This is a genomic window from Pseudomonas sp. ICMP 3272 (assembly GCF_001466905.1).
GTDB lineage: Bacteria > Pseudomonadota > Gammaproteobacteria > Pseudomonadales > Pseudomonadaceae > Aquipseudomonas > Aquipseudomonas amygdali.
This window is the reverse complement of record NZ_LKEK01000102.1, coordinates 1-2,915: the sequence shown is the minus strand read 5'-3', so window position 1 is coordinate 2,915 and position 2,915 is coordinate 1. Positions and strand designations below refer to the sequence as shown.

At 59.0% G+C, this 2,915-nt stretch carries 1 protein-coding gene; it reads left to right on the top strand.

The genetic code is table 11. The features are described from left to right. On the top strand, nt 1-2,915 hold a 2,915-nt coding region (locus tag AO068_RS24320; RefSeq protein WP_442963739.1), incomplete at both ends, for a beta strand repeat-containing protein.

Here is a 2,915-nt window from a genome sequence, read left to right as displayed (position 1 = left end):
CGCCAGGGCGGTGTCATCCAGGCGCAACGCCTCAACCTGACCGCGCTGGGCGGCTTCGACAACTACGGCGGGCGAGTTTCCGCGCGTGGCGGCGAAGCGCTGATCACTACCCCCGGCTTCGACAACCGTAACGGCGGCCTGTACGCCAAAGGCCTGGTGCGGGTCAATGGTGGCAACTTCGACAACAGCGGCGACAACGACGGCCAGATCGCCGGTGGCCAGGTCGAGCTGAACCTGAGCGGCGCGCTGAACAACCGCCTCGGCATCATCGAAAGCGACAGCACCCTGGCCGTGACCGCTGCCAGTCTGGACAACCAGACCGGACAACTGCGTCTGTTCGACAACCGCAACGGCACCCTGGAAAGCGCCAACAGCGACCTGACTCTCAACGCTGGCAACTTCCTCAATGGTGGCGGTTCGCTGCTGCATACGGGTAATGGCACGTTTAATATTTCTACGGCCAACGTCACCAATGCTGGCGGCAGCATTGTTACTCGCGGTGGTTTAACACTTAGTGCCGATAGCTGGACCAACAGCAACGTCATCCAGGCCGGGCGTCTGAACGTCAACGTCAATAACTTCAGCCAGACCGCCAGCGGCCAACTTCTGGCTTCCACCAGCTTCGTCGGTAGCGGCGGCAACTGGAACAATGACGGACTGATTGCCAGTGACGGCTCGCTAAGCCTCAATATCGGCGGTACATACGGCGGCAATGGCCGTCTCAGCAGCCTCGGGACGCTCGGACTGAGTGCCGCGCAAGTGAACCTCAACGCCGCTTCGACCATCGCTGGCGGCGGTGACACCACGGTTTCGGTTGGGGGGCAATTGAGCAATGTCGGCCGCCTGACTTCGGCGAGTAACCTGACCGTCAATGCAGGGAGCATCAACAACCAAGGCACGCTGGGCAGTGGTCAAGCGCTGACCGTGACCACCGGCTCGCTGGTCAATGACCGCGGGCTGATCTTCAGTGGCAACAACATGAGCCTGCGGGTCAGTTCGCTGAACAACAGCTACGCCAACATCTATAGCCTGGGTAATCTCACGATTGACCGTAACGGGCAAGGTGCCCTTGCCGACAGCATCGTCAACAGTTCTGCGTCGATTCAAAGCGACGGCAGCATGAGCCTGGCGGCGAGCACGATACAGAACATCCGTGCCATTCTGACTACCAGCAATGGCGGTGTTTATAGCGCCAAGATTGTAGAGGGGGCGTGCAACCGTGAGTTCTACAAAAACGATTGCAAAACCAGCACGCAAACACATACCTGGGACCTTACTCAGCGTGAAAAACTGGAAGTGACCGCGGCCAGTGCAGCGTCAAGCATCACCGCTGGCGGTAATATGAACATCAACGGCGGCGATCTGGTTAACCAGAGCAGCACCATTGCCACCAGCGGCAATCTCACCGCTACGCTTAACAACCTGACCAATACTGGCGTAGAGACCAGCGATACAGAAACGGTGACTGTGTACCGCAGCATGCGCACCGACAACGCCAGCATGTGGACCAAAGCCGCTAAGGACTTCACTGATAAGTACTGGCTTGGCAGCAGTGGTTATGACGCCAGCCTTACGGGTTTTCAGGCAGCATTGGCCGACTTCATTCGCATCGTCGAAACTGACATGCCCGAGCTTTACAAGGTCACACGGCTAAGCGGTGGTGATCAGAGCTATGCAGCCATTATCCAGGCTGCCGGTGCGGTCAACGTCAATGCTCAGAACAACATCAATAACAGCGTCGTACGGGCGGGTTACACCTACGTGAGCGGCGGTTCGCGCACTGACACCAGCGCTCCGGGCAGCCAATTCTCCACGCGCGTTACCGTCAATCAGCAATTGCCGCCAGACCTGGCCCAGCAACAAGTCAACCCGTTAAGCCTGCCAGGCTTCAGCCTTCCGACCGGCCAGAACGGTCTGTTCCGCCTGAGCGGGCAAAGTGGCACCGCTGTTGCTGTTGCCCAACCCGTCGGTCTGCCACAAACCTGGACGATGGGCAGCGCAGCGGTCTCCGTCGCTCAACGCGAGCAAACCGTTTCTGATGCGCAGGCAAGCACCATCCAGATCGGCTCGGTTGGCCAGATATCCAACGCCACCCGCCAGCTTGCTTCGGTGACACGACAAGGCGCTGGCGTGAGTGCCAACGCATCTGCTTTCGACACCAGCGTGCCAAACGCCGCACCCGCAGGCGGATTTGTACTACCGGGCCATACCTCTGATTCCACAGGTGTAACCAGCGTCGACAGCGTCACCGGTATCGCGGCGGGCAATCAGGGAAGTGGTGCTTTGCTGCCTGTGCAAAATGCAGGTTCGACAGACTTGCCGGTTATAACTGCCACAGGATCCGGTAGCGCAACGGCCCAGGGCCGTCTGGTAACTACAACGGTCAGTAGCCCGGTCGCTGCCGCAGCAGCACAGACCGTTACCCGAGTAGAAGGGTTGCCCAGCAGCAACTTCGTTTCCAAACCGCAGAAATACCTGATCGAAACAAACCCGGTGCTCACCGAACTCAAGCAATTCATGAGTTCGGATTACCTGCTCGCCGGTCTGGGCTACGACCCGGAAGTCAGCGCCAAGCGTCTGGGTGACGGCTTGTACGAACAACGCCTTGTTCAGCAAGCCGTTGTGGCCAGAACCGGCCAGGCGTTCATCGACGGGCAAACCTCCAACGAGGCGCAGTTCAAGTACCTGATGAACAACGCCATTGCCAGCAAACAGCAGTTGAACCTGGCGNTGACCCACGACATCGTCTGGCTCGAAGAGCACGAAGTGAATGGCGAGAAGGTGCTGGTGCCAGTGCTGTATCTGGCTCAGGCCGATAATCGCCTTGGTCCGACCGGGGCATTGATTGCTGGTAACGACGTCTCGCTGATTGCCGGGCAAAACCTCGACAACGTCGGCACTTTGCGTGCGGCCAA